This is a genomic window from Martinezella lusitana (assembly GCF_010668395.1).
Lineage (GTDB): Bacteria > Pseudomonadota > Alphaproteobacteria > Rhizobiales > Rhizobiaceae > Rhizobium > Rhizobium lusitanum_A.
Window position 1 is genome coordinate 287,488 of the sequence record NZ_WUEY01000003.1, and the last position, 26,695, is coordinate 314,182.

Genomic DNA, 26,695 nt, shown 5'->3' on the forward strand with positions numbered 1-26,695 from the left:
CATCCGTCCTCTCGCGGCCGAGCTCCGCTCGACCGTTCGAGTCCACCTTCTCCCCGCTCTGCGGGGCGAAGGGGCTTGGTTATTTCCCACCGAGATCTCTGACCGCGCCGCGGTCAGCGCTCGTGGCAAACGCAGCATAGGCTTTCAGCGCTGTGGTGACGTTGCGCTTGCGTGCTTCGGCCGGATGCCAGCCCTTGACGTTCTGGGCTTCGCGGCGAGCGGCAAGCTCCTTGTCGTCGATGCGCAGGCTGATGGTGCGGTTCGGAATATCGATGTCGATCATGTCGCCTTCGCGCACCAGGCCGATCGCGCCGCCGTTTGCCGCTTCCGGCGAAGCGTGGCCGATGGAGAGGCCGGACGTGCCGCCGGAGAAACGGCCATCGGTGATGAGCGCGCAAGCCTTGCCGAGACCCTTCGACTTCAGATAGCTCGTCGGATAGAGCATTTCCTGCATGCCGGGGCCGCCCTTGGGGCCTTCGTAGCGGATGACGACGACGTCGCCGGCCTTGACCTCGTTGCTGAGGATGCCCTTGACGGCCGAATCCTGGCTTTCGAAGACCTTTGCCGGGCCGGAGAACTTCAGGATCGATTCATCGACGCCGGCCGTCTTCACGATGCAGCCGTCGAGCGCCAGATTGCCCTTGAGGACGGCGAGACCGCCGTCCTTGGAGAAGGGATGCTCGACGGAGCGGATGACGCCAGTCTCGCGGTCGGTGTCGAGTTCGTCCCAGCGGGAGCTCTGGCTGAACGCGACCTGCGTCGGAACGCCGCCGGGAGCCGCGCGGAAGAATTCGCGGACGCTCTCGCTGTTGGTGCGGGTGATATCCCAGCGATCGATGGCGTCACCGAGCGTTTCGGCATGGACCGTCGGGCAATCGCGGTTGATGAGGCCGCCCTTGTCGAGTTCGCCGAGGATCGACATGATGCCGCCGGCGCGGTGCACGTCTTCCATGTGGACGTCGCTCTTTGCCGGCGCGACCTTCGACAGGCATGGCACGCGCCGCGACAGGGCATCGATATCGGCCAGGGTGAAATCGATTTCGCCTTCATGCGCGGCGGCAAGAATGTGCAGAACCGTATTGGTCGAGCCGCCCATGGCGATGTCGAGCGCCATGGCGTTTTCGAAAGCCTGCTTCGAAGCGATGGTGCGCGGCAGGGCGTTGCTGTCATCCTGCTCGTAATAGCGGCGGGCGAGATCGACGATCAGATGGCCGGCCTCGACAAAAAGGCGCTTGCGATCGGCATGGGTGGCGAGCGTCGAGCCGTTGCCGGGCAGCGACAGGCCGAGCGCCTCCGTCAAGCAGTTCATCGAATTGGCGGTAAACATGCCGGAACAGGAACCGCAGGTCGGACAGGCGGAGCGCTCGATGACCTGAACGTCCTCGTCGCTGATCTTGTCGTCGGCAGCGGCAACCATGGCGTCCACGAGGTCGAGAGCGACCTTCTTGCCGTGCAACACGACCTTGCCGGCTTCCATCGGGCCGCCGGAAACGAAGACCGTCGGGATGTTCAGGCGCAGCGAGGCCATGAGCATGCCGGGGGTGATCTTGTCGCAGTTGGAGATGCAGACCATGGCGTCGGCGCAATGGGCGTTGACCATGTATTCGACGCTGTCGGCAATGAGTTCGCGCGAGGGCAGCGAATAGAGCATGCCGTCGTGCCCCATGGCGATACCGTCATCGACGGCGATGGTGTTGAACTCCTTGGCAACGCCGCCGGCCGCCTCGATCTCGCGCGCGACAAGCTGGCCGAGATCCTTCAAGTGAACGTGGCCGGGCACGAACTGGGTGAAGGAGTTGACCACCGCGATAATGGGCTTGCCGAAATCGCTGTCCTTCATACCCGTTGCGCGCCAAAGGCCGCGTGCGCCGGCCATGTTGCGGCCGTGGGTGGTGGTTCTGGAACGATAAGCTGGCATGGTGTCTTCCTCGTCATCCTGGAATTCGTGCGGCGTCGGCAAGGCCCAAGCTTTCTGGCCGAAGAGGACGCCGACAACTCCGCTTTTTGGAATTGTCCTAATCCAATCGTGCAATACTGTCACTATCAACTCAAGCGAATCCGGTACGCCGCAGGGGCAACGGCCGCATCCGCGCCATCAGGGCGCAAGTCTAGAATTGGGAATGCAGCGACCCGATCACAAGCGCACACAAAAAGTTGGTTTCACTTCCAAAGAGATACCGGCCTAGGAGTGTAACAAAATCTGCGCCCACCGCGTATTGCTCATATCGAAACCGCAATCGCATAGAGGAATTGTTTCATGGCTGCTTTCCGTCCGCCGAAAATTGCGCCATCCGAGATCACGCCGCGCTCGGCCTATCTCAGGCGCCGCGAATTCCTGACGGCCGCAGCGACCGGCATCGGCATGGCTGCCATCGGTGGCAAGGCGGCGCTGGCCGAGGCGCTGACGGCGACCAAGAGCAATTACACGGTCGATGAAAAGCTGACGCCGATCAAGGATGTCACCACCTACAACAATTTTTACGAATTCGGCCTCGACAAGGCCGATCCGGCCAATCTTTCCGGGAAATTCAAGCCACGGCCCTGGACTATCACGGTTGACGGCATGGTCAACAAGCCGGGCACTTTCGATGTCGATGCCCTCATCAAGGAGTTTCCGCCGGAAGAACGCGTCTATCGCATGCGCTGCGTCGAGGCATGGTCGATGGTCATCCCATGGGACGGCTTTCCGCTCTCGGCCCTGCTCGACAAGGTAGAGCCGCAGGGGAGCGCAAAATTCGTCGCCTTCGAGACGGTTGTCAGGCCGGAGGAAATGCCGGGGCAGTCCGGCCTCCTGCAATCGCTGGACTGGCCCTATGTCGAAGGCCTGCGACTGGACGAGGCGCGCAATCCCCTCACGCTGCTCGCCGTCGGCCTCTACGGCGAAACGCTGCCGAACCAGAACGGTGCGCCGATCCGCCTTGTCGTGCCGTGGAAATACGGCTTCAAGGGCATCAAGTCGATCGTGCGCATCACGCTCACCGACAAGCAGCCGCTGAACACCTGGCAGGCGACCAACAGCCAGGAATACGGCTTCTACGCCAACGTCAATCCGGCCGTCGACCATCCGCGCTGGAGCCAGGCGACCGAGCGGCGCATCGGCGAAGGCGGGTTCTTCGGCTCCAACCGCCATCCCACCCTGCCCTTCAACGGTTATGCCGACCAGGTCGCCAGTCTCTATAGCGGCATGGACCTCAGGGTGAATTTCTGATGGCTTTCTCCTTCGCCCTGCCCAAGCGCTGGCAACCTGCTTCCGTCTGGGCGCTTTATGTCGTCGGGCTGCTGCCGGCCGCCTGGGAATTCTATCTCGGCGCGACCGACCAGCTCGGCGCCGACGCGGTCAAGACCTTCGAGCTTTTCCTGGGACTGTGGGCGATCCGCTTTCTGCTGCTGACGCTGGCGGTGACGCCGCTTCGGGATCTCTTCGGCTGGAATTATCTGCGCTATCGCCGCGCGCTCGGCCTGCTCTGTTTCTACTACGCCCTGATGCATCTGACCGTCTATATGGTCCTCGATCAGGCGCTGGACGTGCAGGCCGTCATCGACGACGTGCTGAAGCGGCCCTTCATCATGTTCGGTATGGCGGGCCTCGTCATGCTGCTGGCGCTTGCCGTGACCTCGAACAACGTCTCGATCAAGCGCCTCGGCAAGAAGTGGATCTGGCTGCATCGCCTGGTCTACATCGTCGCCGCCTGCGGCGCGCTGCACTTCGCGCTGTCGACCAAGATCCTGTCGCTGGAGCAGTTTATCTATATCGGCCTGCTGATCGCGATGATCCTCTATAGATCCTACAGGCCGATCATGATGGAAAAACGCCGGGCTGCGCGCAGGCCGGCCGCGGCTTCCAATTCCCGAGCGGCCTGAACGCGGCCGCTCTCTCCTTTTCAGGCAATGGTCATTCCGCAGCGCTGGCGATCTTGGCCTGGCCGTGCTCCTGCACCTCGACGGTTGCCGTCAGGCCGGCAATCAGCTTCGTGCCGTCAGGCACCTTGTCGAGCGCGATGCGCACCGGCACACGCTGCGCCAGGCGCACCCAGCTGAAGGTCGGCGTAATGTTGGCAAGCAGGCTGCCGGAGGTCCGTTCACGGTCCTCGATGCCGTAGGCGATGCTTTCGACATGGCCGGTCAGCTTTTCGGCCTGCCCCATCAAGTGGATGGCAACCTCGTCGCCGACATGGATGCGCGGCAGCTTGGTTTCCTCGAAATAGCCTTCGACACGCAGGGAATCGGTATCGATCAATGCCACCTTGGCTGTTCCGGCCGAAACGTAGTCGCCCGGGCGCAGGCTGAGGTTCGAAATCGTGCCGTTGACGGTAGCGTGAACTTCGGAACGGTCGAGGTTCAGCTGAGCGAGCTCGCGATTGGCGGTCGCCTGACGGAGAGCGGCCTCCGCCTGCTGCTCGGTCGTCTGCGCCTGTTCCTTCTGCTGAAGCGACGCGGCATCGCCGAGGCGCCCCTGCCGCTCGCTTTCGCGGCGAGCCTGATCGAGAGCGGCATTGCTGCTCGCAAGCGCTGCATCCGCCTGTTCGAGAGCGATGGCAAAGCGATCGCGATCGACACGGAAGAGAACATCGCCCTTCTTGACGGTCTGGTTGTCCTTGACGAGGACTTCGCTCACGAGACCGGAGACATCAGGCGCGATGCCGACGACATCGGCCCGCAGGCGCGCGTCGCGCGTCCAGGGCTCATCCATGTAATGACCCCAAAGCTGGCGGCCGACATAGACGGCGGCAACGACGAAGATGAGAGTGACGGCCACACGGCCGATGAGTTTTAACGCGTTCATGTGAAGTACCAACGGGAGACAGAGGAGACGGCGCCGAGCAGCAGGACGTAAAGCGCGAGATCGAAGAGACCGCGATGCCAGACCAGAGTGTAGGCTCCGGCCCATGCGAGCAGGCGTCGAAGGATGATGACGACAAACAGCGTCATGAGCATGAGTACGAGAAGGCGTGGAACGTAGACGCCATAAAGATCGAATTCTGCGGGCATGATATTACTCGGCGGCAATGGAAAGAGGTTGAGTTGTATCCGATACGGGCGGTCGCCAGCTTGCAGGCGGCTCGGCATGGGGGAAAAGCGCGCGGCGAAGGCCCACGAGCGCATCGAGGCTCGCTCGGCTCGATTGCCGTTTTTCCCGTGCGACTGCCTCGAGGCTATGGTCGATCGAGATGCGCAATTCGTCGGAGGGGTCGACGGCGCTCTTGGCTTTCAGCCGTGAGCGATAGAAATCCGAGACGCCGATCAGGACTTCGCTGACGGATGCGGCGGCGGCGGATTTCAATTGGCCGCGCTCCTTTTGCAGCATCAGCACGTTGAAGCCGAGACGGACATCCGCATAGCCATCGACCTTTTTCAGCTCGCGATCTTCGACAATTGCAAGACGCGGTACAAGCTGACCGAGACGATCCAGAATGCGGCCGGAGAGGCGCTCATGGTCGGCGCGGCGGATGCCGGCTGCGGTTTCGGCAAGATCGGTCCAGCCGGCCTTAACGAGCCGCCAGGCGGCGAGCTCCGAACCAAACGGACGGGTAAGCAGGGTCCAGACCAGGGCGAAACCCATGCCTGCCAGGCTCGAGATCGAGCTGTTGGCGAAGCTTGCGAAATCGGCCGTATAGCGATCCTGCAGTGCAATGAAAGACGCGCTGTTCACCGCCAGCAGCATGGCCAGCATGTTCATCTGCGGTCGCGGTATCAGCAAGCCCATCACCAGGAAAGGAGGCGCAAAGACCAGCGCCAGCATCTCGAAGCCGGATATGGACGGCAATATGGCGAAGATATAGGCACAGGCGATGACCACGCTCACCGCGCTCCAGACAAACATCGACGTGATGAAGGGAGCGGGCCGATCGAACGAGGCGAAGAACGAGCATGCAACGGCTGCCATGGTGACGAAGCCAGCCCCGTCCTCCCATCCGGAATAGATCCAGAAGAAGCAGGCGACCGCAATCCCGACGACGACGGTGCCGGCCGAGAAGGCAAGCAGCGCGTAGTCATAGTGCCTGATATGGCCGACGACGTTGCGATGGCGGAAGGCAGGACGCCAGGTGCCGACCTGCTGTCCGGAGGCGATCTGATCGCGCAGCGTCAGACAATCCTGCCAGAGATCGACGATTTCCTTCAGGCGAGCCAGAGCGCTCGACCGGACGAGATCGTCCCAGCCGAGATCCAGGTCATTCTCCTGCAATTCCTCGATCTTCTTCGACAGGATATCGGCGGTCTCGTCAGCCTTGCCGCGTCCGCCCTGCCCGAGCCAGTCGGCGATATCGTTCAGCACGGCGACCAGCTCCTGCGATAGCGGCTTTCCACCAGCTTTCAGGGCATGCAGCCGGTCGGCAAGCGAGGAAAACAGCGGCAGCAGCATCAACAGGCGGCCGCGCAGCTCGCGGGAATGCCGGACGATATCGCGGCTGCCCGCATCATATTTGAGCTGGCTGATGACGAGATCGAGACCGGTGACGTCTGACGCAAGCTTCTGCCGCTTCAGCGGGGTTGCCGGCGAAGCGCCCTCGCCGCGCAGGATCTCGTCCGCCCAGGTGCCGGCATCATCCAGCCAGGAGCCGATGCGCTGGCCGAGCACCGAACCGACGCTGCTTGGAAAGATAATGGCGCTGACGACGCTCGCGCAGACGATGCCGATGATGATCTCTTCCGAGCGGGCCAACGCCACATCGAAAACGGTTTCGGGTGCTCCGACGGTCGGCAGCGCGATCAGCGGCAGGGAATAACCGGCAAGCATGAAGACATAGCTGCGCGAGGTGCGATCGAGCATCGAGATGAACAGCAGCGTGCCGGTCCACAGCGCGACGACAATGGAAAGCAACTCCGGCGCATTCACGAAGAGCGGGATCAGGATCACCGACGCGCTGGCGCCGATGAGTGTGCCGAGAGCGCGATAAAGTCCCTTGGAACTCGTCGCTCCGGCAAGAGGATTGGCAACCACATAGACGGCGGCCATCGCCCAATAGGGGCGCGGCAGGTCCAGCGACAGCGCGATGAACAGCGCCATGATAGCCGCAATGAAGGCTTTGACCGAAAACAGCCAGTCGCGCCAGGATGGAATGTTCATAGGACCTTCTCCCGCTCCTGCTCGGCCCCGCCAATCTTCGGCGATTCGAATTCCTCGAAAGCCTTCAGGACTCGAACGGCGGCTTCGATATCGGCAGGATCGACATTGGCGAGGATCTTGCCGCGCAACTCGTCGAGGGCGTCCTCCATGCGGGAAGCGAGCACCTCGCCTTCGGCGGTCAGCCACAGGCCCTTCGCGCGCCGATCCGTCGGGTCGTCCCTGCGGATGACGAGATCCATGCTTTCGAGCTGATCGAGCAGCCGGACCAGCGACGGGCCTTCGATACCGACATAGGTGGCGAGAACCACCTGCCGCACGCCTCCCCCCAGACGGCCGATCCAAAGCAGCGGCGCAGCCGCGGCTTCCGATATGCCATAGGAGCTCAGCGCGAGATCGACGACGCGCCGCCATTGGCGACCGGTCGTTAGCAGATTGGCGGTGAAGAGGCGTTGTAGGGCGTTTGACGATTTCATGGAAACTTATTAGCACTAAACTAATTAGGATTCAAATTATTATGACCCGAAGTGCTATCGGAAATGCGAAATGCAGCCATGCATCCAGAGCAATTCCCGGAAGAATATATAGCGGTTTTCCGTCTGGAATTGCGTGAAAACAAAAGGATAGAGCGTTTTCGCGATTCGAGGAAAAGCGGGAGGCTTTCGCGGTGAGCGCCAACCAAGGGCGGTCGGGAGTGCGCCGGATCGGTCACAGGGTGCGTCGCTCGACCGCTCGTTATTGACCGATGTGCCTACAATTGCCGGCTTTTCGTGACGGCGCCCCTCTCGCCGGCAGCTTGTGGCTACGACATGAAGCGCTCCCGCATTCACATGGAAGATTTCGGCCTCGACAGCGCGCAATCGACCGCCAGCGCGGCCGCTATGCCGGCGGCATAGGCCAGGATGTTCCAGGGTGAGAACACTCGCCCCAGCAAAAGGGCTCCGGCCGTCGTCAGGCGAAATGCATCCAGCGACGGCGTATGCCAAAGCCTGAAAAGCTCGACGAAGATCGCGATAGTCAGCGCCACCGAAACAACCTTGATACGCCGCGTTGAAACGAAGATCGTCGCAAGGAGCCAGTAGACCATCGCTCCCCACAGTAAGGAGCCACCATATTTGACGACCACGAAGGGCAGATGCAGCGCATAGCCGTGCCGCCGGAGTGCAAGGCCGCTCGCTATGGTCAGCAGTAGCGCGAGGAACAGGAGCAGTCTCCCGCGTGTCAATGTTCGCTGCATGTCCAACGGCGCTCCCCTCTTATCGATGCATATGAGCCGAGCACGACTCGACAAGGCAGCCACGATATTCCTCGACGAGGACGGTGAATAAAAGGTGGCAAGCGCCCAAAACGACACAAGGGCCGGATGATCGCTCATCCGGCCCTCGATCTTTTACCCGAAGCTGGCCTTAAGCGGCTGCGGCTTCTTCCTCGGCAGCAACGCGAGCCTTGTCGGCTGCACCCTTGGCAGAGGTGTCGCGATCAACGAATTCGACGACTGCGAGAGCGGCGTTGTCGCCCTGGCGGAAGCCTGCCTTCATGATACGCAGGTAGCCGCCGTTGCGGGTGGCGTAACGCGTTGCGATCGCATCGAACAGCTTGGCGACGACAACGGCGTCGCGGATCTGCGAGATGGCCTGACGACGAGCGTGCAGGTCGCCGCGCTTGCCGAGGGTTACCAGCTTCTCGACGATCGGACGGATTTCCTTCGCCTTCGGGAGCGTGGTGACGATCTGCTCATGGGTGATGAGCGAAGCCGCCATGTTGGCGAACATCGCCTTACGATGGCTAGCGGTTCTATTCAGCTTGCGGCCGGCTTTACCGTGGCGCATGGCTATTCTCCTTCACTTGCAGGCATTCGCCTGCCGTTTGAACTGTTAATATTGGTCTTCGTAGCGCTTGGCGAGATCTTCGATGTTCTCAGGCGGCCATGCCGGCACTTCCATGCCGAGGTGCAGGCCCATGGAAGCGAGAACTTCCTTGATTTCGTTCAGCGACTTGCGACCAAAATTCGGCGTGCGGAGCATTTCTGCTTCGGTCTTCTGAATGAGGTCGCCGATGTAGACGATGTTGTCGTTCTTCAGGCAATTTGCCGAGCGAACGGACAGTTCCAGTTCGTCTACCTTCTTGAGGAGCGCCGGGTTGAAAGCGAGTTCGGTAACTGCTTCCTCTTCGGTTTCCTTCTGCGGCTCGTCGAAGTTGACGAACACGCCAAGCTGATCCTGCAGGATGCGAGCAGCAAAAGCGACGGCATCTTCGCCGCTGATCGAACCATCGGTTTCGATCGACATGCTCAGCTTGTCGTAGTCGAGAACCTGTCCTTCACGGGTGTTTTCAACCTTGTAGGACACCTTCTTGACCGGCGAATAGAGGCTGTCGACCGGGATGAGGCCGATCGGAGCGTCTTCCGCACGATTGCGCTCGGCCGGAACATAGCCCTTGCCGTTGTTGACGGTGAATTCCATGCGGATTTCGGCACCCTCGTCGAGCGTGCAGATAACATGCTCGGGGTTGAGGATTTCGATATCGCCGACCGTCTGAATGTCGCCAGCCGTTACGACGCCTGGGCCCTGCTTGCGGACGACCATGCGCTTGCTGTCATCGCCGTCCATCTTGATGGCGATTTCCTTGATGTTCAGCACGATGTCCGTCACGTCTTCCCGGACGCCCGGGATAGAGGAGAACTCATGCAGCACGCCGTCGATCTGCACGGCCGTCACAGCGGCACCGCGCAGAGACGACAGCAGAACGCGACGCAGCGCGTTGCCGAGCGTAAGACCGAAACCACGCTCCAGCGGCTCGGCTACAAGCGTAGCCTTCGTGCGACCGCTCGAGGTGAACTCGACCTTGTTCGGCTTGATCAGTTCCTGCCAATTCTTCTGAATCATGTTTTTGCCTTCCGTTCGTTGCCACCATCCAATCGTGGCAACCGAGCTTGAGTAACACCAAGCCGGGCGCATCTACCCCGGCCGATGTCGTGAGTGGCGATGATCAGACGCGGCGCTTCTTGCGCGGGCGGCAACCATTGTGCGGGATCGGCGTCACGTCGCGGATGGACGTGATCATGAAACCAGCAGCCTGGAGCGCGCGCAGAGCGGATTCACGACCGGAGCCCGGACCGCAAACTTCAACTTCCAGCGACTTCATGCCATGTTCCTGAGCCTTCTTGGCGCAGTCTTCGGCAGCGATCTGGGCGGCGAACGGGGTCGACTTGCGCGAACCCTTGAAGCCCTTGGCACCAGCGGACGACCAGGCAATCGCATTGCCCTGTGCGTCGGTGATGGTGATCATCGTGTTGTTGAAGGTCGAGTTGACGTGTGCGACGCCCGACGTGATATTTTTACGTTCGCGACGACGAACGCGTACGGCTTCCTTGGCCATTTTAGTCCTTTCTTGGATCTCTGCACCGCCGTAATCCCAGCGGCTACACCGAAGCGACACCCAGAGGACGCCGCTCCAAACTCAAAAGAGGCCGGCGGATCGCCAGCCCCTTCCATCCGGTTTCCCGGAGATTACTTCTTCTTACCAGCAATCGCCTTTGCCGGACCCTTGCGGGTACGAGCATTGGTGTGGGTGCGCTGGCCGCGAACCGGCAGACCGCGACGATGACGCAGGCCGCGATAGCTGCCCAGATCCATCAGACGCTTGATGTTCATCGCGGTATCGCGACGCAGGTCACCTTCAACCTGATAGTCACGGTCGATGGTTTCGCGGATCTGCAGAACTTCAGCGTCCGTCAACTGATTGACACGACGCTCGGCCGGAATACCGACCTTCTCGCAGATTTCCTGAGCAAACTTAGGTCCGATCCCGTGAATGTAGCGAAGCGCAATAACTACGCGCTTTGCAGTCGGGATGTTGACGCCAGCGATACGAGCCACGCCTGTTCTCCTTGCATTCCTTTTGCCTAAGCAAAGGGCTTTGTTATGCAGCCCGGGAGCTGCTTGTTCGATTTGAGTCCGCAACATGTCAAAACGACCGTACCCGGACTTCCCGTTGGAAATCCGCGCCGATCGCATGGCATATCGCGAGTTGGCGCGGTGTTTAGCGGAATCAGTGCAAAAAAGCAACCGTTCCGGCAAGTTTATTTTAGGCTATCTAAACCTTAGCCAGGATAGCCTCTATGCTGTCGGTCACATGCTCGATATCGGCCATGCCGTCGATGCTCTGCAGCTTGCCCTTCGCATAATAGTAACCGATCAGCGGCGACGTCTCCTTGTAGTAGACCTGGAGGCGGGTCGCCATGGTTTCGGCATTGTCATCCGGACGACGCTTGAAGTGCGTCGAGCCGCATTTGTCGCAAACGCCAGCCGTTGCCGGAACCTTGTCGGTGTCGTGATAGACGCTGCCACAGTTCGAGCAGGAATAACGTCCGGAGACGCGGCGAATCAGTTCGGCGTCGTCGACCTTCAACTCTATGACGACGGAGAGCTCCAGGCCCTTCGCGTTGAGCATACGTTCGGTTGCGTCCGCCTGCACCAGGGTGCGCGGGAAACCATCGAGGATGAACCCTCTGGCGCAATCCGGCTGGTCGATGCGTTCGGAAACGATGGCGTTGACGATCTCATCGGAAACAAGCTTGCCCGCGTCCATAACGGCCTTGGCACGCTTGCCAACTTCAGTTCCGGCAGCTACCGCAGCCCTCAGCATATCGCCTGTGGAAAGCTGCGGGATGCCGTGCTTTTCCACGATACGCTGGGCCTGGGTCCCCTTACCTGCTCCCGGCGGCCCTAAAAGTATGAGTCTCATCGCCCCCTCTTTCCTCCACGCAACTTCGATTTCTTGATCAGGCCTTCATATTGCTGTGCGATCAGGTGACCCTGAATCTGCGCCACCGTATCCAGCGTTACGCTAACCACGATCAGAAGCGAAGTGCCACCCAGAGACAAGGGAATACCTGTCTGGGATACGAGAATTTCGGGCAGGATGCAGACGAAGACAAGATAGATCGCGCCGATGACCGTGATGCGGGTCAGCACGTAATCGATGTACTCGGCGGTGCGCTCACCCGGACGGATGCCCGGAATGAAGCCGCCATGCTTCTTCAGATTGTCGGCCGTGTCCTTCGGATTGAAGACCAGCGCGGTATAGAAGAAGGCGAAGAAGGCGATCAGGGCGCCGTACAGCACCATGTAGACGGGCTGTCCGTGGCCGAGAGCGGCGACGATCGACGTCACCCAGCCCGGGAGCGCCGTGTTGTTGCCGAGGCCCGCGACCGTTGCCGGCAGCAGGAGCAGCGAGGATGCGAAGATCGCCGGAATGACGCCCGAAGTGTTGAGCTTCAGCGGCAGGTGCGACGTGTCGCCCTGGAACATGCGCGTGCCGACCTGACGCTTCGGATACTGGATCAGCAGGCGGCGCTGAGCGCGCTCGACGAACACGATGAGCGCGATGACGAGAACAGCGACGACGAGCACGGCAAGAATCAGGCCCGTCGACAGCGCGCCGGTGCGGCCGAGTTCGAGCGTGCCGGCCAGAGCAGTCGGAAGACCGGCGGCAATACCGGCGAAGATAATCAGCGAAATACCGTTGCCGATACCACGCGACGTCACCTGTTCACCGAGCCACATCAGGAACATTGTGCCGCCGAGCAGCGTTATGACGGTGGAAATGCGGAAGAACCAGCCTGGATCCACCACGACGCCATTGCCATGCTCCAGGCCGATCGCAATGCCATAGGCCTGCAATGCGCCGAGCAGCACCGTGCCGTAGCGGGTGTACTGGTTGATGATCTTGCGCCCCTGCTCGCCTTCCTTCTTCAGGTTCTCGAGCGACGGCACGACCGACGTCATGAGCTGAACGATGATCGAAGCGGAAATATAGGGCATGATGCCGAGCGCGAAAATCGCCATGCGCTGCACGGCTCCGCCCGAAAACATGTTGAAGAGGCCAAGAATCCCGCCCGACTGATTCTGGAAAGCCTGAGCGTAAGCGGCAGGATTGAGGCCAGGAAGCGGGATGTGAGTACCGAGCCGGTAAACGAGGAGAGCGCCGAGCGTAAACCACAGGCGCTTCTTGAGATCCTCGGCCTTGGCGAAGGTCGAAAAATTGAGATTGGACGCCAATTGTTCCGCTGCAGAAGCCATGCAAATCTCCGCATCACTAATTCCGGCATAATCGGCCGAGCCCGGAATCAGTATGTAAATTGTTCAAAAGCCGGGCTTCGGACAGATTGCACAGCAATCGGGCGCCTCACCCTTGGTTCCCGTTATTGACCGGAAAGACACTAGCGCATCAATCAGGTTCGTGAGGCTCACATATGGGAGCAAAATCGCCCGAAGTGAAGCACCTCGGGCGATTATTGATAATATTATTCTGCGGCAGAAGCGAGCAGCTTGATGGAACCGCCAGCCTTTTCGATCTTTTCGACCGCCGACTTGGAAGCACCTGCAACTTCAAGGGCAAGCTTCGCCTTCAGTTCGCCATCCGAGAGCACCCGGACGCCGTCCTTGACGCGGCGAATCACGCCTGCTGCCTTGAGAGCAGCTGCATCAACGGTGTTCTTGGCATCGAGCTTGCCGGCATCGACGGCAGCCTGGATGCGAGCCAGCGATACGACAACGTAGTCGGAAGCGAAGATGTTGTTGAAGCCGCGCTTCGGCAGGCGACGATAGATGGGCATCTGACCACCTTCGAAGCCGTTGATCGCAACACCCGAACGGGACTTCTGACCCTTCACACCACGGCCACCGGTCTTACCGGAGCCGGAGCCGATGCCGCGGCCGAGGCGCTTGCGGCTATGGGTCGAGCCTTCGTTATCCTTAATCTCATTCAGTTTCATAGCGATTACCTCCGGCTCACTTCTCGTCGACAACGCGAACGAGATGCTGGACAGCACGGATCATGCCACGAACAGCCGGGGTATCTTCCAGCGTGCGGCGACGGTGCATCTTATTCAGTCCGAGACCGATCAGCGTCTTCTGCTGAACATCCGGACGGCGGATCGGGCTGCCAATCTGCTCGACCGTAACGGTCGCCTTGGCTTCAGCCTTCTTGGTCGTCTTGGCCATAGGTCAAACTCCCTTATTCTTCAGCGGCATTGCCCGAAGCGGAACGACGAGCCTGCAGAGTGGCATACTTGATGCCGCGCTGAGCTGCGATGTCCTTCGGGTGAACCTGGTGCTTCAGGGCGTCGAACGTAGCGCGAACCATGTTGTACGGGTTCGACGAACCGGTCGACTTCGCAACGACGTCATGAACGCCGAGCGTTTCGAAAACGGCGCGCATCGGGCCACCGGCGATGATACCGGTACCGACCTTGGCCGAACGCAGGAGAACCTTACCTGCGCCGTGACGGCCATGGACGTCGTGATGCAGCGTACGGCCGTCGCGCAGCGGTACGAAGATCATGTCGCGCTTGGCGCTTTCGGTTGCCTTGCGGATGGCTTCCGGCACTTCGCGTGCCTTGCCATGACCGAAGCCTACGCGGCCCTTCTGGTCGCCGACGACGACGAGAGCGGCAAAACCGAAACGGCGGCCACCCTTGACAACCTTGGCGACGCGGTTGATCGCGACCAGCTTGTCGACGAATTCGCTATCGCGCTCTTCACGGCTCTGACGGTCTTCCCGCGGAGCCCTCTTTTCCTGTGCCATTGTCCTCTTCCTTTTTCTTTTCCGGGTGCAATCGGCAAACAAAACGAAGACCGCATGCCCTCCCTTGCGGGAAACCTGCGGTCCGGTGAACATCCGGCCGGCATCCTGAGATTACCGGCCGGAAATCTGATTAGAAGGACAGGCCGCCTTCGCGGGCTGCTTCAGCCAGAGCCTTGATGCGGCCGTGGTAGATGAAAGCGCCGCGATCGAACACGACTTCCTTCACGCCGGCCTTGGAGGCGCGCTCGGCGACGAGCTTGCCAACCAGGGCTGCGGCTGCGGTATCGGCACCGGTCTTCAGAGAACCGCGCAGATCCTTGTCGAGGGTGGAGGCAGCCGCAACGGTCTTGCCAGCCACGTCATCGATGACCTGGGCGTAGATGTTCTTCGACGAGCGATGAACCGACAGGCGCGGACGGCCATTGGCCACCGCCTTAAGTTGACGGCGCACGCGGTTGGCGCGACGCGCAAGTGCTTCTTTCCTGCTAGCCATTTCGCGTGATCCTTACTTCTTCTTGCCTTCTTTGCGAACGATCCGCTCGCCGGCATACTTAACACCCTTGCCCTTGTAGGGCTCAGGACCGCGATATTCGCGGATTTCAGCCGCAACCTGGCCGACCTGCTGCTTGTTGATGCCGGTGACGACGATTTCCGTCGGCTTCGGCACAGCGATCGTGATGCCTTCCGGCGGCACGTAGATCACGTCGTGGCTGAAGCCGAGCGCGAGCTGCAGGTTCTTGCCCTGCAGGGCGGCACGGTAGCCGACGCCGTTGATTTCGAGCTTGCGCTCGTAACCTTCCTTAACACCCTTCAGGATGTTCTCGACCATCGTGCGGGACATGCCCCACTTTGCGCGAGCGTCCTTGGAGTCGTTAAGCGGCGTTACGACGATTGCATTGTTTTCCAGCTTGAGACCGATTTCGTCATTGGCGACGAAAAACAGCTCGCCCTTAGGGCCCTTGGCAGTCACTTTTTGGCCATCAACCGTGGCCGTGATCCCTGCAGGCACCTGAACGGGCTTCTTACCGATACGAGACATTTTTCAAACCTGTCTGTTTCGAAGGAGATCCCTGTCCGATCTTAGAAGACCGAGCAGAGAACCTCGCCACCAACATTCTGTTCACGAGCCTGGTGATCGGCCATCACACCCTTCGGAGTCGAAAGGATGGTGATGCCGAGACCGTTCGCGACCTGCGGAATGGACTTAACCGAGACATAAACTCGGCGGCCCGGCTTGGACACGCGGCCGATCTCACGGATCACCGACGAGCCTTCGTAGTACTTCAGCTCGATGCTGAGTTCAGACTTGCCGTTGCCGAAATCGACGACGGAGTAGCCACGGATGTAGCCTTCAGCCTGCAGAACATCGAGGACGCGTGCACGGAGCTTGGAAGCAGGCGTCGAAACCGACGACTTGCGACGCGAAGCGCCGTTGCGGATGCGGGTGAGCATATCGCCCAAAGGATCAGTCATAGTCATCTAATCTGCTCCTTACCAGCTCGACTTGACAATGCCCGGCACCTTGCCGAGGTTGCCAAGTTCACGCAGCGCGATACGCGACATGCGCAGTTTGCGGTAGTATGCGCGCGGACGGCCCGAGACTTCGCAACGGTTGCGAATACGGGTCTTCGATCCATCGCGCGGGAGCGATGCCAGCTTCAGGGTGGCCTTGAACCGGTCTTCGATCGAAAGAGACTGGTTCATGATGATTGCCTTGAGAGCAGCCCGCTTCGCGGACTGGTTGGCAACCGTATTGCGGCGGCGCTTGTTCTTTTCAACTGCGCTTGTCTTCGCCATATCAGGGTTCCTTTTCTACGCTCGTCGTTACGGTTATTGACGGAACGGGAAGTTGAACTCTTTCAGAAGAGCCCGTGCTTCGTCGTCGGTCGTCGCCGTCGTGCAAACGATGATGTCCATGCCCCACATCTGATCAACCTTGTCGTAGTTGATCTCAGGGAACACAATGTGCTCCTTGATGCCCATGGCGAAATTGCCACGACCGTCAAAGCTCTTCGGGTTCAGGCCGCGGAAGTCGCGAACGCGCGGAAGCGCGATGTTGACCAGACGATCCAGGAACTCATACATGCGGGCGCCGCGAAGGGTTACCTTGGCGCCGATCGGCATATTCTCGCGGACCTTGAAGCCAGCGATGGAATTGCGCGCGCGGGTGATGACCGGCTTCTGACCAGCAATGGCCGCCAGGTCGGCTGCAGCAACGGTCGGCTTCTTCGAATCAGCCGTCGCTTCGCCCACGCCCATGTTGATCACGATCTTGTCCAGCTTCGGGATCTGCATCTCGTTGGCGTAGGAGAACTTCTCCTGCATAGCCGCGCGGATGCGGGCGCCGTATTCCGTCTTGAGCCGCGGCTCGTACTTTACCTCAGCCATCGATCACTTCTCCCGATGTCTTGGCCACGCGGACCTTCTTGCCATCTACAACCTTGAAACCGACGCGGGTCGGCTTGCCGTCCCGGTCGACGATTGCCAGGTTGGACAGGTGAAGCGAGGCTTCCTTGCTGATGATGCCGGCTTCCTGGGTCTGCGTCTGGCGCTGATGGCGCTTGATGACGTTAACGCCACGGACGACCGCACGGTCTTCCTTCGGCATCACTTGAATGACTTCGCCGGTGCGGCCCTTGTCCTTACCGGTCAATACGACGACCTTGTCGCCTTTACGGATCTTCTGCATCGCTCCGCTCCTTACAGTACTTCTGGAGCCAGCGAGATGATCTTCATGTGGTTCTTGGCGCGAAGTTCGCGCGGAACCGGTCCGAAGATACGGGTGCCGATCGGCTCTTTCTTGTTGTCGATGAGGACTGCTGCGTTGGTATCGAAGCGGATGACGCTGCCATCCGGACGACGGATGTCCTTGGCGGTGCGAACGACAACCGCCTTCATCACGTCACCCTTCTTCACACGGCCGCGCGGGATAGCTTCCTTGATCGAAACGACGATGACGTCGCCGATCGAGGCATACTTGCGCTTCGAGCCGCCCAGCACCTTGATGCACATGACACGACGTGCGCCGGAATTATCCGCCACGTCGAGGTTTGTTTGCATCTGAATCATGTCAGGTCGCCTTCTTGTTGTTACCGGAATGGTTGGGCCAAAAGACCCCCTACCCCGGCTTATGGACTAGTCTCTTGTCTGATTTCGCCGGTTTCCGAGACCGCTTGCGGTCACCATTGCCAGCCATCAATAAAGCAAAAGAACGCTCGTTATCGAGCGTCCTGCTTCCAAGCTCGTGCTTCATACAGATATTTCGCCCAAGCGCAAGGGCCTGAGCGAAATTCTGTTACTTGGTCTGGGCGGAAACGACCGTCCAGGTCTTGTCCTTGGAGATCGGTGCGCATTCCTCGATGGAAACGACGTCGCCGATTTTGTACTGATTGTTCTCGTCGTGAGCCTTGTACTTCTTGGAACGACGAACAGTCTTCTGGAGCAGCGGGTGAGCGAAACGACGCTCTACGCGGACTACTACCGTCTTCTCGTTCTTGTCGCTGACCACGACGCCCTGCAGAATGCGCTTCGGCATGTTATTTTTCCTTTAGGCCTTTGCTTCTGCCGCCTTCTGGCGGGCAATGGTTTTTACGCGAGCGATGTCCTTGCGGACTTCGTTGATGCGCGAGGACTTCTCAAGCTGGCCGGTCGCCTTCTGAAAGCGCAGGTTGAACTGCTCCTTCTTCAGCTTGGCAAGCTCGTCCTTGAGTTGGTCGGCGCTCAGGGCGCGAACATCTGCGGCTTTCATGAGCTTCTTCCTTACTCTGCAATGCGCTGTACGAAGCGCGTCTTGACCGAGAGCTTGGCGGAGCCGAGGCGCAGAGCCTCGCGAGCGATTTCTTCGCTCACACCGTCGATCTCGAACATCATGCGGCCGGGCTTGACCTTGCATGCCCAGTATTCGACGGAACCCTTACCTTTACCCATACGGACTTCGGTCGGCTTTGCCGTCACCGGAACATCCGGGAAAACACGGATCCATACACGGCCGGCGCGCTTCATGTAGCGCGTGATCGCGCGGCGGGCCGCCTCGATCTCGCGAGCGTTGACGCGGTTAGGTTCCTGCGCCTTCAGACCGAATTCGCCGAAAGCCAGATCAGAACCACCCTTGGCGACGCCCTTGATGCGACCCTTGAACTGCTTACGGTACTTCGTACGCTTTGGTTGCAACATTTTCTTATTCTCCGAACTTATCTGCCACGTACGCTATCAAGCGTTGTCGCGGCGGCGGTCTCTATCGCGATCGCGGCTAGCCGGACCCTGGGCGTCGCCCTCGAGCGCGCGGCGTTCGGAGGCCATCGGATCGTGCTCAAGGATTTCGCCCTTGAAGATCCAGACCTTGATGCCGCAGATGCCGAAAGCGGTTTCTGCTTCAGCCGTACCGTAATCGATGTCGGCGCGCAGCGTATGCAGCGGCACGCGACCTTCGCGGTACCATTCCGTACGAGCGATTTCTGCACCGCCGAGACGGCCTGCGCAGGTGATCTTGATGCCTTCGGCGCCAAGACGCATCGCGGACTGAACGGCGCGCTTCATGGCGCGACGGAAAGCAACACGGCGCTCAAGCTGCTGAGCGATCGACTGGGCAACCAGCGTCGCATCGATTTCCGGCTTGCGAACTTCAACGATGTTGAGGTGCGTTTCGGAATTCGTCATGTCCGACAGCTTCTTGCGGAGCTTGTCGATGTCAGCGCCCTTCTTGCCGATGATCAGGCCCGGACGAGCCGAGTGGATCGTGACGCGGCACTTCTTGTGCGGACGTTCGATGACCACCTTCGAGATACCAGCTTGCTTCAGTTCGTTCATGACGAACTTGCGCATCTTCAGGTCTTCGTGGAGGAGCTGGCCGTACTCGGCATTGTCCGCAAACCAGCGGCTATCCCAGGTACGGTTGATGCCGAGACGAAAACCGATCGGATTGATTTTCTGACCCATTATGCGGCCTCCCCTTGAGCTTCCACTTCGCGAACGACGATCGTCAGATGTGCGAACGGACGCTCGATGCGAGATGCGCGGCCACGGCCACGAGCGTGGAAACGCTTCATGACGATCGACTTGCCGACGTAGGCTTCTGCGACGACCAGCGAGTCAACGTCGAGATCGTGATTGTTCTCAGCGTTTGCGATCGCAGATTCGAGCGTCTTCTTGACGGCACCTGCGATGCGCTTGCGAGAGAATTCCAGCTCTGCGAGTGCGCGATCAACCTTCTTGCCGCGGATAGAAGCCGCGACCAGGTTGAGCTTCTGCGGGCTGACGCGGAGAGTGCGCGCAACTGCCTGCGCCTCATTATCCTTCAGCCGGCGTTCGGTTTTTGCCTTGCCCATTGTTACTTCCTCTTCGCCTTCTTGTCCGCACCGTGACCATAATAGGTACGGGTCGGGGCGAACTCGCCGAACTTGTGTCCGACCATGTCTTCATTGACGCTGACCGGAATATGCTTGCTGCCGTTGTAAACACCAAAGGTGAGACCAACGAACTGCGGCATGATGGTGGAGCGACGGCTCCACATCTTGATTACTTCGCTGCGTCCGCCTTCGCGCACCTTCTCAGCTTTCTTGAGAAGATAGCCGTCAACAAACGGACCTTTCCATACTGAACGAGCCACTTGAGACTTCCTCTCTTACTTCTTGCGCTGATGGCGCGAGCGCATGATCATCTTGTCGGTCGACTTGTTCGACCGCGTACGCTTGCCCTTGGTCGGCTTGCCCCACGGAGTCACCGGATGGCGACCACCAGAGGTGCGGCCTTCACCACCGCCGTGCGGATGGTCGACCGGGTTCATGACAACACCGCGGTTATGCGGCTTCTTGCCACGCCAACGCGAACGACCGGCCTTGCCGTCATTGATGTTGCCGTGATCCGGGTTGGAAACGGCACCGATCGTTGCAAGGCAGGTGCCGTGCACGAGGCGCTGTTCACCGGAGTTCAGGCGAAGGATCGCCATGCCCTGGTCACGACCGACGAGCTGGGCGTAGGAACCGGCGGAGCGAGCGATCTGACCGCCCTTGCCCGGCTTCATTTCCACGTTGTGGATGATGGAGCCGACCGGAATGAACTGAAGCGGCATGGTGTTGCCCGGCTTCACGTCCACTGCCTTGTCAGAAGCGATGACCTTGTCGCCGGCAGCGAGGCGCTGCGGAGCGAGGATGTAGGCCAGCTCGCCGTCCGTGTACTTCACCAGAGCGATGTAAGCGGTACGGTTCGGATCGTATTCGATGCGCTCGACGGCTGCTTCAACGTCGAACTTGCGACGCTTGAAGTCCACCAGACGATAGGTGCGCTTGTGACCGCCACCCTGGAAACGCACGGTGATGCGGCCGGTGTTGTTGCGGCCACCCTTGGAGGTCAGGCCTTCCGTCAGCGTCTTGACCGGCTTGCCCTTGTAGAGCGAGGAGCGATCGACGATGACCAGCTGACGCTGGCTCGGGGTCGTCGGATTGAATGTTTTCAATGCCATTTTCTTATTCCTCAGAGACCGGTGGAGACGTCGATCGACTGGCCTTCGGCGAGCGTCACAACAGCCTTCTTCACGTCCTTCTGCTTGCCGACGAGACCCTTGAACCGCTTGGTCTTGCCGAGGCGCAGCAGAGTGTTGACGGCCGTAACCTTGACGCCGAAGAGCGCTTCGACGGCAGCCTTGATTTCAGGCTTCGTCGCGTTCTTGGCAACGTTGAAAACAACCTGGTTATTGTCCGAAAGCAGCGTGGACTTTTCGGTGATCGCAGGAGAAACGATCACATCATAATGGCGAAGATCCGTCACTTGAATCGCTCCTCTAGAGCTTCAACTGCAGCCTTGGACAGCACGAGCTTGCCGCGGCGCAGGATGTCGTAAACGTTGATGCCCTGAACCGGCAGAACATCGATATTCGGGATGTTCTTGGCTGCGAGCTTGAAGTTGCTGTCGAGTTCAGCGCCGCCGATGAACAGAGCGTTCGTCAGGCCGAGCGTTTCGAAAGCGCCAGCGAGTGCCTTGGTCTTGGCTTCGGTTGCGACGAGATTGTCGATGACGATCACGTCTTCAGCCTTGAACTTGGCCGACAGAGCATGACGCAGGCCGAGGGCGCGAACCTTCTTCGGCAGATCATGTTCATGGCTGCGGGCGACAGGGCCGTGAGCCTTACCACCGCCGCGGAACTGCGGAGCGCGAGCCGAATGGTGACGAGCGCGGCCCGTACCCTTCTGCTTGTACATCTTGGCACCGGTGCGCGCCACGTCGGCGCGGCCCTTGGCCTGATGCGTGCCCTGCTGCTTCTTGGCAAGCTGCCAGCGAATGACGCGGGCAAGAATGTCTTCGCGCGGCTCGAGGCCGAAAATCGCGTCAGAAAGGGAAACCTTCCCAGCGTCTTTGCCCTCAAGGGTCTTGACGTTCAATTCCATTGGTTTGGCTCCCTTACTTCGCTGCCGACTTGACGGCGTCGCGCACGATGATCCAGGCACCCTTGGAGCCAGGAACCGCGCCCTTGACGAGGATCAGACCGCGATCTTCATCGGTCGATACCACTTCGAGGTTCTGCGTCGTCACGCGCGTCTGGCCCATGTGACCAGCCATCTTCTTGTTCTTGAACACCTTGCCCGGGTCCTGACGCGAGCCGGTCGAACCGTGCGAGCGGTGCGAAACCGACACACCGTGCGTGGCGCGCAGACCGCCGAAGCCGTGACGCTTGATAGCGCCGGCAAAGCCCTTACCGATCGTCGTGCCGGTCACGTCGACGAGCTGGCCCGCCGTGAAGTGAGCGGCCTTGAGCTCGGTGCCGACTTCAAGCAGGTTGTCGTCCGTGACGCGGAATTCAACGAGCTTGGCCTTCGGCTCAACGCTTGCGACGGCGAAATGACCGCGCAGGGCCTTCGTCGTGTTCTTAACTTTTGCCTGGCCGGCACCGAGCTGTACTGCGGTGTAGCCATTCTTTTCAACTGTGCGCTGGGCTACGACCTGGCAGCCATCCAAACGCAATACGGTTACCGGGACGTGCTCGCCGGCGTCGTTATAGACGCGGGTCATTCCCACCTTCTGTGCAATCACACCTGAACGCATCGGTTCAATCCTTCTCACTCAGCTCGAGAACCTAAGTCTCAGAGCTTGATCTCAACATCGACACCGGCGGCGAGATCGAGCTTCATCAGCGCGTCTACCGTCTGCGGGGTCGGGTCAACGATGTCGAGGAGGCGCTTGTGCGTGCGCATCTCGAACTGCTCGCGGCTCTTCTTGTCGATGTGCGGGGACCGGTTAACCGTGAACTTCTCGATACGGGTCGGAAGCGGAACGGGGCCCCGGACGCTAGCACCGGTGCGCTTCGCCGTCGACACGATCTCGCGCGTGGAAGCATCGAGAATCCGGTGATCGAACGCCTTCAGGCGAATGCGGATATTTTGGCCGTTCATTCGACGTTATCCTTGTGTTTTGTTATCTCGCGTGCCGCTTAAAAAAGGGCACGGAATGTTCTTTTTCCTAAGGCGGACCACCGGTTTCAAAGATCGAGAGGGACGCCGGCTGCGGCATCCCCATCCACTCTTTAGACCTTTCGGCCCACCTTATTGTTAATTTCATCGGCTGCTTCGTTATCCGAAGCAGAGTGCAAATCGCGCTCGCGCGCCATTTGCAACATTTCCATGTCATAAGCAAGCGGCTACAGCCGCTTGCTTCATATTATTGTCATCGAATCGGTAAAGCCGGCGGCGTGGCCGCCTGCTTTATTACTCGACGATGGAAGCGACGATGCCAGCGCCGACGGTACGGCCGCCTTCGCGGATAGCGAAGCGAAGCTTCTCTTCCATCGCGATCGGAACGATCAGCTCAACCGCAACCGTGACGTTGTCGCCAGGCATAACCATTTCCGTGCCTTCCGGAAGCGTCACGATGCCCGTCACGTCCGTCGTGCGGAAGTAGAACTGCGGACGGTAGTTCGTGAAGAACGGCGTATGACGGCCGCCTTCTTCCTTCGTCAGGATGTAGGCTTCGGCCATGAACTTCTTGTGCGGCTTGACAGAACCCGGCTTGCACAGGATCTGGCCACGCTCGACGCCGTCACGGTTAACACCGCGAACCAGCGCGCCGATGTTGTCGCCGGCCTGGCCCTGGTCGAGCAGCTTGCGGAACATTTCAACGCCGGTAACCGTCGTCTTCGACGTCGGACGAATGCCGACGATCTCGACTTCTTCACCAACCTTGACGATACCGCGCTCGACGCGGCCCGTCACAACCGTACCACGGCCCGAGATCGAGAACACGTCTTCGATCGGCATCAGGAACGGCTGGTCGATCGGACGCTCAGGCGTCGGGATGTAGGCGTCAACAGCCGCCATCAGTTCGCGGATCGCGTCTTCGCCGATCTTCTTGTCCGAATCTTCAAGCGCGGCAAGCGCCGAACCCTTGATCACCGGAATGTCGTCGCCCGGGAAGTCGTAGGACGACAGAAGTTCGCGAACTTCAAGCTCGACGAGCTCCAGAAGCTCGGCGTCGTCAACCTGGTCGACCTTGTTCAGGAACACAACGATCGCCGGAACGCCAACCTGACGGGCCAGCAGGATGTGCTCGCGCGTCTGCGGCATCGGGCCGTCGGCTGCCGAGCAAACCAGGATCGCGCCGTCCATCTGTGCGGCACCCGTGATCATGTTCTTCACATAGTCGGCGTGGCCGGGGCAGTCGACGTGCGCATAGTGACGGTTCGGCGTCTCGTATTCAACGTGGGCCGTCGAGATCGTGATGCCGCGGGCCTTCTCTTCCGGAGCGGCGTCGATCTGGTCGTACGCCTTGAACTCGCCGAAGTACTTCGTGATCGCTGCCGTCAGAGACGTCTTGCCGTGGTCAACGTGCCCAATCGTACCGATGTTAACGTGCGGCTTATTGCGCTCAAACTTACTCTTTGCCATTTTCGGCTCTCCGTTTTTCCTGTCCCCGAAGGGATCAATTCTTGTTATCGGTCAATTGGTATTCCGGTCACTTCTGACCGGAATACTTTGCCTGGATTTCCTGTGCGACGTTCGACGGAACCGGCGCGTAATGATCGAAGGTCATCGTGTACTGCGCACGGCCCTGAGACATGGAGCGCAGGTTGTCGACGTACTTGAACATGTTCGCCAGCGGGACGTTCGCGTTGATGACAACGGCGATACCGCGGCTTTCCTGGCCCTGGATCTGGCCGCGACGCGAGTTCAGGTCGCCGATGACGTCGCCGACGTAATCTTCCGGCGTTACGACTTCGACCTTCATCATCGGCTCGAGGAGCTGGGCACCGGCTTCGCGGGCTGCTTCACGGAAGCAGGCACGAGAAGCGATTTCGAAGGCCAGAACCGACGAGTCGACATCGTGGAAGGCGCCGTCGATGAGCGTCGCCTTGACGCCGAGCATCGGGAAGCCAGCCAGCGGACCCGAAGACAGAACGCTTTCGATGCCCTTCTGAACGCCCGGGATGTATTCCTTCGGAACGGAACCGCCGACGATCTTGGACTCGAACTTGAAGTCGTCGCCGTCCGGGTTCGGTTCGAACACGATCTTGACGCGAGCGAACTGACCGGTACCACCCGACTGCTTCTTGTGAGTGTAGTCCTTTTCCGTCTGACGCGTGATGGTTTCGCGGTAGGCAACCTGCGGCGCGCCGACGGTGGCTTCAACCTTGAATTCACGACGCATGCGGTCGACGATGATGTCGAGGTGAAGTTCACCCATGCCGGCAATGATCGTCTGGCCCGATTCCTGGTCCGTCTTTACGCGGAACGACGGATCTTCTGCAGCCAGGCGGTTGAGCGCGAGGCCCATCTTTTCCTGGTCGCCCTTGGTCTTCGGCTCGATCGCGATCTGGATGACCGGCTCGGGGAATTCCATGCGCTCGAGGATAACCGGCTTCAGCGGATCGCAGAGCGTATCGCCAGTGGTGGTTTCCTTGAGGCCGGCCAGGGCAACGATGTCGCCCGCGAAGGCTTCTTCGATGTCTTCACGCGAGTTCGAGTGCATCTGCAGCATACGGCCGACGCGCTCGCGCTTGTCCTTGACCGTGTTGATGACCGATGCGCCCTTTTCGAGCTTGCCGGAGTAGATGCGGGCGAAGGTCAACGAACCGACGAAGGGGTCGTTCATGATCTTGAATGCCAGCATGGACAACGGCTCGCTGTCGTCAGCGTGACGTTCGATCTCGGCGTCGGTCTTGAAGTCGATGCCCTTGATCGCCGGAATGTCGAGCGGCGACGGCAGGTAGTCGACAACGGCGTCGAGCAGCGGCTGAACGCCCTTGTTCTTGAAGGCGGTGCCGCAGAACATCGGATGGAACTTGACGTCGATCGTGCCGCGACGGACGAGCGCGCGGATCTGATCGTTATCAGGCAGGTTGCCTTCGAGGTAGGCTTCGGTCGCGGCTTCGTCGATCTCGACAACGGTCTCGATCAGCTTTTCGCGGTATTCCGCAGCCTTGGCCTTCATGTCTTCCGGGATTTCAACGACGTCCCACTGAGCGCCGAGCGATTCATCGCGCCAGATGAGAGCGTTCATCTCGATCAGGTCGACGACGCCCTTGAACTCGGTTTCAGCGCCGATCGGCAGCTGCATGACGACGGCCGTCGCGCCGAGACGGGTCTTGATCATCTCGACCGAGCGATAGAAATCGGCGCCGGTCTTGTCCATCTTGTTGCAGAAGATCATGCGCGGAACATGATACTTCTCAGCCTGACGCCAGACGGTTTCCGTCTGCGGCTCAACGCCAGCGTTGGCGTCGAGCAGAGCAATCGCACCGTCGAGAACGCGCAGCGAACGCTCGACTTCGATGGTGAAGTCGACGTGGCCGGGGGTGTCGATGATGTTGAAGCGGCGGGTCTTGCCGTCGCGGCCCTTCCAGAAGGTGGTCGTGGCAGCGGAGGTGATCGTGATGCCACGCTCCTGCTCCTGCTCCATCCAGTCCATGGTGGCTGCGCCGTCGTGCACTTCGCCGATCTTGTGCGACTTGCCGGTGTAGTAAAGAATACGCTCGGTGGTCGTGGTCTTGCCGGCGTCGATGTGCGCCATGATACCGAAATTGCGGTAGTCTTCGATTTTATATTCGCGAGCCATAATGGA

At 59.9% G+C, this 26,695-nt stretch carries 37 protein-coding genes; 2 read left to right on the forward strand and 35 right to left on the reverse strand.

Going from position 1 to position 26,695, the window contains the following annotated elements; translation table 11 throughout:
- Nucleotides 1–79: 79 nt before the first annotated feature.
- Nucleotides 80–1,918 carry a dihydroxy-acid dehydratase gene (gene ilvD, locus GR212_RS08300; RefSeq protein WP_163986040.1) on the reverse strand — a complete coding sequence of 613 codons (1,839 nt, stop codon included), beginning with the start codon at nucleotides 1,916–1,918 and terminating at the stop codon, nucleotides 80–82.
- A 339-nt stretch (nucleotides 1,919–2,257) separates the two neighbouring features.
- Between ilvD and msrP the strand changes: the two genes are divergently transcribed.
- Nucleotides 2,258–3,208, forward strand: coding sequence for a protein-methionine-sulfoxide reductase catalytic subunit MsrP (gene msrP, locus GR212_RS08305; RefSeq protein ID WP_163986042.1), 951 nt, complete (start codon nucleotides 2,258–2,260; stop codon nucleotides 3,206–3,208).
- The gene (gene msrQ / locus GR212_RS08310; RefSeq protein ID WP_163986044.1) at nucleotides 3,208–3,861 is read left to right on the forward strand and encodes a protein-methionine-sulfoxide reductase heme-binding subunit MsrQ; all 654 of its coding nucleotides are present in this window, start codon (nucleotides 3,208–3,210) and stop codon (nucleotides 3,859–3,861) included. Before msrP ends, msrQ begins: the two co-directional genes overlap by 1 nt.
- 31 nt (nucleotides 3,862–3,892) lie before the next feature.
- Here msrQ and GR212_RS08315 read toward each other — a convergent pair whose 3' ends face one another.
- The 34 genes from GR212_RS08315 to fusA all read right to left on the reverse strand — a co-directional run bounded on the left by GR212_RS08315 (nucleotide 3,893) and on the right by fusA (nucleotide 26,689).
- Entirely contained in the window at nucleotides 3,893–4,783 is an 891-nt protein-coding gene (locus tag GR212_RS08315) for an efflux RND transporter periplasmic adaptor subunit (RefSeq protein ID WP_163986045.1), read from the reverse strand.
- Complete coding sequence (locus GR212_RS08320; RefSeq protein WP_163986046.1) at nucleotides 4,780–4,989, reverse strand: DUF1656 domain-containing protein; 210 nt, start codon at nucleotides 4,987–4,989, stop codon at nucleotides 4,780–4,782. The genes GR212_RS08315 and GR212_RS08320 overlap by 4 nt, the downstream gene beginning before the upstream one ends.
- Before the next feature lie 4 nt (nucleotides 4,990–4,993).
- On the reverse strand, nucleotides 4,994–7,066 hold the full coding sequence (locus GR212_RS08325) for an FUSC family protein (protein WP_163986047.1): 2,073 nt from the start codon (nucleotides 7,064–7,066) through the stop codon (nucleotides 4,994–4,996).
- The gene (locus GR212_RS08330) at nucleotides 7,063–7,539 is read right to left on the reverse strand and encodes a MarR family winged helix-turn-helix transcriptional regulator (RefSeq protein ID WP_163986048.1); all 477 of its coding nucleotides are present in this window, start codon (nucleotides 7,537–7,539) and stop codon (nucleotides 7,063–7,065) included. The genes GR212_RS08325 and GR212_RS08330 overlap by 4 nt, the downstream gene beginning before the upstream one ends.
- Before the next feature lie 350 nt (nucleotides 7,540–7,889).
- Nucleotides 7,890–8,300 (reverse strand): DUF2809 domain-containing protein, encoded by a 411-nt coding sequence (locus tag GR212_RS08335; RefSeq protein WP_204326321.1) that lies wholly within the window; start codon nucleotides 8,298–8,300, stop codon nucleotides 7,890–7,892.
- Between the two features lie 169 nt (nucleotides 8,301–8,469).
- Complete coding sequence (gene rplQ / locus GR212_RS08340) at nucleotides 8,470–8,892, reverse strand: 50S ribosomal protein L17 (protein ID WP_007690793.1); 423 nt, start codon at nucleotides 8,890–8,892, stop codon at nucleotides 8,470–8,472.
- Nucleotides 8,893–8,937: 45 nt separating this feature from the next.
- The gene (locus GR212_RS08345; protein WP_037152076.1) at nucleotides 8,938–9,948 is read right to left on the reverse strand and encodes a DNA-directed RNA polymerase subunit alpha; all 1,011 of its coding nucleotides are present in this window, start codon (nucleotides 9,946–9,948) and stop codon (nucleotides 8,938–8,940) included.
- A gap of 103 nt (nucleotides 9,949–10,051) precedes the next feature.
- Nucleotides 10,052–10,441 (reverse strand): 30S ribosomal protein S11, encoded by a 390-nt coding sequence (gene rpsK / locus GR212_RS08350; protein WP_004118426.1) that lies wholly within the window; start codon nucleotides 10,439–10,441, stop codon nucleotides 10,052–10,054.
- 131 nt (nucleotides 10,442–10,572) lie between these two features.
- Nucleotides 10,573–10,941, reverse strand: coding sequence for a 30S ribosomal protein S13 (gene rpsM, locus GR212_RS08355; RefSeq protein ID WP_015339612.1), 369 nt, complete (start codon nucleotides 10,939–10,941; stop codon nucleotides 10,573–10,575).
- A 217-nt stretch (nucleotides 10,942–11,158) separates the two neighbouring features.
- Nucleotides 11,159–11,809, reverse strand: a complete 651-nt coding sequence (locus tag GR212_RS08360; RefSeq protein WP_163986049.1) for an adenylate kinase — start codon at nucleotides 11,807–11,809, stop codon at nucleotides 11,159–11,161.
- Nucleotides 11,806–13,146 (reverse strand): preprotein translocase subunit SecY, encoded by a 1,341-nt coding sequence (secY, locus tag GR212_RS08365; protein ID WP_163986050.1) that lies wholly within the window; start codon nucleotides 13,144–13,146, stop codon nucleotides 11,806–11,808. Before secY ends, GR212_RS08360 begins: the two co-directional genes overlap by 4 nt.
- A gap of 224 nt (nucleotides 13,147–13,370) precedes the next feature.
- Entirely contained in the window at nucleotides 13,371–13,841 is a 471-nt protein-coding gene (gene rplO / locus GR212_RS08370; RefSeq protein WP_163986051.1) for a 50S ribosomal protein L15, read from the reverse strand.
- A 16-nt stretch (nucleotides 13,842–13,857) separates the two neighbouring features.
- Entirely contained in the window at nucleotides 13,858–14,070 is a 213-nt protein-coding gene (rpmD, locus tag GR212_RS08375) for a 50S ribosomal protein L30 (RefSeq protein ID WP_007690786.1), read from the reverse strand.
- 13 nt (nucleotides 14,071–14,083) lie between these two features.
- A complete protein-coding gene (gene rpsE / locus GR212_RS08380) occupies nucleotides 14,084–14,653 on the reverse strand; it encodes a 30S ribosomal protein S5 (protein ID WP_163986052.1) in 570 nt (189 codons plus the stop codon).
- 130 nt (nucleotides 14,654–14,783) lie between these two features.
- A complete protein-coding gene (gene rplR / locus GR212_RS08385; RefSeq protein ID WP_163986053.1) occupies nucleotides 14,784–15,146 on the reverse strand; it encodes a 50S ribosomal protein L18 in 363 nt (120 codons plus the stop codon).
- A gap of 12 nt (nucleotides 15,147–15,158) precedes the next feature.
- Complete coding sequence (gene rplF / locus GR212_RS08390; protein WP_163986054.1) at nucleotides 15,159–15,692, reverse strand: 50S ribosomal protein L6; 534 nt, start codon at nucleotides 15,690–15,692, stop codon at nucleotides 15,159–15,161.
- 41 nt (nucleotides 15,693–15,733) lie between these two features.
- On the reverse strand, nucleotides 15,734–16,132 hold the full coding sequence (rpsH, locus tag GR212_RS08395; RefSeq protein ID WP_034480422.1) for a 30S ribosomal protein S8: 399 nt from the start codon (nucleotides 16,130–16,132) through the stop codon (nucleotides 15,734–15,736).
- A gap of 12 nt (nucleotides 16,133–16,144) precedes the next feature.
- Complete coding sequence (gene rpsN / locus GR212_RS08400; RefSeq protein ID WP_163986055.1) at nucleotides 16,145–16,450, reverse strand: 30S ribosomal protein S14; 306 nt, start codon at nucleotides 16,448–16,450, stop codon at nucleotides 16,145–16,147.
- A gap of 33 nt (nucleotides 16,451–16,483) precedes the next feature.
- A complete protein-coding gene (gene rplE / locus GR212_RS08405) occupies nucleotides 16,484–17,041 on the reverse strand; it encodes a 50S ribosomal protein L5 (RefSeq protein ID WP_163986056.1) in 558 nt (185 codons plus the stop codon).
- The gene (rplX, locus tag GR212_RS08410; RefSeq protein WP_163986057.1) at nucleotides 17,034–17,342 is read right to left on the reverse strand and encodes a 50S ribosomal protein L24; all 309 of its coding nucleotides are present in this window, start codon (nucleotides 17,340–17,342) and stop codon (nucleotides 17,034–17,036) included. The genes rplE and rplX overlap by 8 nt, the downstream gene beginning before the upstream one ends.
- 11 nt (nucleotides 17,343–17,353) lie before the next feature.
- Nucleotides 17,354–17,722, reverse strand: coding sequence for a 50S ribosomal protein L14 (gene rplN / locus GR212_RS08415; RefSeq protein ID WP_003573790.1), 369 nt, complete (start codon nucleotides 17,720–17,722; stop codon nucleotides 17,354–17,356).
- Between the two features lie 226 nt (nucleotides 17,723–17,948).
- Nucleotides 17,949–18,188: a 30S ribosomal protein S17 gene (rpsQ, locus tag GR212_RS08420; RefSeq protein ID WP_112341047.1), complete on the reverse strand. Its 240-nt coding sequence runs from the start codon at nucleotides 18,186–18,188 to the stop codon at nucleotides 17,949–17,951.
- 12 nt (nucleotides 18,189–18,200) lie between these two features.
- The gene (rpmC, locus tag GR212_RS08425; protein WP_007690763.1) at nucleotides 18,201–18,401 is read right to left on the reverse strand and encodes a 50S ribosomal protein L29; all 201 of its coding nucleotides are present in this window, start codon (nucleotides 18,399–18,401) and stop codon (nucleotides 18,201–18,203) included.
- An 11-nt stretch (nucleotides 18,402–18,412) separates the two neighbouring features.
- Nucleotides 18,413–18,826: a 50S ribosomal protein L16 gene (gene rplP, locus GR212_RS08430; protein WP_003573792.1), complete on the reverse strand. Its 414-nt coding sequence runs from the start codon at nucleotides 18,824–18,826 to the stop codon at nucleotides 18,413–18,415.
- Nucleotides 18,827–18,862: 36 nt separating this feature from the next.
- Nucleotides 18,863–19,588 carry a 30S ribosomal protein S3 gene (gene rpsC, locus GR212_RS08435; RefSeq protein ID WP_004118393.1) on the reverse strand — a complete coding sequence of 242 codons (726 nt, stop codon included), beginning with the start codon at nucleotides 19,586–19,588 and terminating at the stop codon, nucleotides 18,863–18,865.
- The gene (gene rplV / locus GR212_RS08440; RefSeq protein WP_004118391.1) at nucleotides 19,588–19,977 is read right to left on the reverse strand and encodes a 50S ribosomal protein L22; all 390 of its coding nucleotides are present in this window, start codon (nucleotides 19,975–19,977) and stop codon (nucleotides 19,588–19,590) included. Before rplV ends, rpsC begins: the two co-directional genes overlap by 1 nt.
- 2 nt (nucleotides 19,978–19,979) lie before the next feature.
- The gene (gene rpsS, locus GR212_RS08445; protein WP_004118389.1) at nucleotides 19,980–20,258 is read right to left on the reverse strand and encodes a 30S ribosomal protein S19; all 279 of its coding nucleotides are present in this window, start codon (nucleotides 20,256–20,258) and stop codon (nucleotides 19,980–19,982) included.
- A gap of 15 nt (nucleotides 20,259–20,273) precedes the next feature.
- Complete coding sequence (rplB, locus tag GR212_RS08450; protein WP_163986058.1) at nucleotides 20,274–21,110, reverse strand: 50S ribosomal protein L2; 837 nt, start codon at nucleotides 21,108–21,110, stop codon at nucleotides 20,274–20,276.
- Between the two features lie 11 nt (nucleotides 21,111–21,121).
- Complete coding sequence (locus GR212_RS08455; protein WP_047634801.1) at nucleotides 21,122–21,415, reverse strand: 50S ribosomal protein L23; 294 nt, start codon at nucleotides 21,413–21,415, stop codon at nucleotides 21,122–21,124.
- Nucleotides 21,412–22,032, reverse strand: coding sequence for a 50S ribosomal protein L4 (rplD, locus tag GR212_RS08460; RefSeq protein ID WP_112803573.1), 621 nt, complete (start codon nucleotides 22,030–22,032; stop codon nucleotides 21,412–21,414). The genes GR212_RS08455 and rplD overlap by 4 nt, the downstream gene beginning before the upstream one ends.
- Nucleotides 22,033–22,045: 13 nt before the next feature.
- Complete coding sequence (gene rplC / locus GR212_RS08465) at nucleotides 22,046–22,687, reverse strand: 50S ribosomal protein L3 (RefSeq protein WP_028753974.1); 642 nt, start codon at nucleotides 22,685–22,687, stop codon at nucleotides 22,046–22,048.
- 38 nt (nucleotides 22,688–22,725) lie between these two features.
- Nucleotides 22,726–23,034, reverse strand: coding sequence for a 30S ribosomal protein S10 (rpsJ, locus tag GR212_RS08470; protein ID WP_003547547.1), 309 nt, complete (start codon nucleotides 23,032–23,034; stop codon nucleotides 22,726–22,728).
- 312 nt (nucleotides 23,035–23,346) lie between these two features.
- Entirely contained in the window at nucleotides 23,347–24,522 is a 1,176-nt protein-coding gene (gene tuf, locus GR212_RS08475; RefSeq protein WP_163986059.1) for an elongation factor Tu, read from the reverse strand.
- 67 nt (nucleotides 24,523–24,589) lie between these two features.
- Nucleotides 24,590–26,689 carry an elongation factor G gene (fusA, locus tag GR212_RS08480; RefSeq protein WP_163986060.1) on the reverse strand — a complete coding sequence of 700 codons (2,100 nt, stop codon included), beginning with the start codon at nucleotides 26,687–26,689 and terminating at the stop codon, nucleotides 24,590–24,592.
- Between the last annotated feature and the right edge of the window lie 6 nt (nucleotides 26,690–26,695).